The organism is Pseudomonas sp. L13 (assembly GCF_009935965.1).
Classification (GTDB): Bacteria; Pseudomonadota; Gammaproteobacteria; order Pseudomonadales; family Pseudomonadaceae; genus Aquipseudomonas; species Aquipseudomonas lactis.
On sequence record NZ_QODJ01000145.1, the window covers coordinates 1 to 875 of the forward strand.

The window sequence follows — 875 nt, forward strand, 5'->3', positions numbered from 1 at the left end:
CATGAACAGATCCCCACGCCGTCCGCCGAAACTGATGTGCTGTTCCAGTACGCCCGCTGGTTGCAGAAGAACAACCAACTCAAACAGGACAAAAGTGTCGATGCCGAAATCGAGCGGCTGTACCGCATCGCAGCCGAAAACGGCCATTACAAAGCCAATATCAACTTGCAGAACGGCGCCATGCGCGGCAGCTTCACGCTCAGTGGCGAAACCTACCTGCGTATGAGCCAGCAACTGATCGACGCGGGCGTAGCGACAGGCTATTACTTCGTGGGAGTCTTTTTGCAGCAGGGAGCCGCCGGGCTGAAGCAGGACCCGGACATGGCGCTGCGCTACTACCGCAAGGCCGCCGATCAGGGCAGCGCACAAGCCCAGTACTATGTCGGCGACAAACTTGAGCCGAGTGATATTGCCCCGGACGTTGCGCTCCAAATGTATCGTTGTGCCGCTGAGCAGGGCCATGGGAGAGCAGCCATCGCTTTAGGTGTCTACCTGAAATACAAGGGGCAATACCAAGAGGCACTTGAAGTATTCCAACTCGGCGTAATGGCAGGTAACGAAAGTGCTCCTAACCGTTTAGAAAAAGCATTTCGCGCCCCACCTCCTACCGATGAGCTGTACTACCTCGGCCAACAAGAAGACCTGGAGCGCGCCGAGCGGTATGAGAAAATCGGAACACTACTGTCGAACGCGTCCTACGCCAACCCCAAAGTCCCCGAGATCAATGAAATCCTCCCCCTACCACCGGCCAAACTGCCGGCCTGGGACGGCAAGCTGCAATGGGTTGAAGCACGCCTAGCCAACGTCCCGCCACCCAAGCCCTCCGAAGCCTTGATTGAGCAACTGGCCAAGGCCAAAGTCCTCGAGCCGGCAAC

1 protein-coding gene is annotated in these 875 nt (G+C 57.5%); it reads left to right on the top strand.

Going from position 1 to position 875, the window contains the following annotated elements:
* Nucleotides 1–875 (top strand): sel1 repeat family protein (locus DK871_RS28395; RefSeq protein WP_161907471.1); only part of this gene is annotated, 875 nt, incomplete at both ends.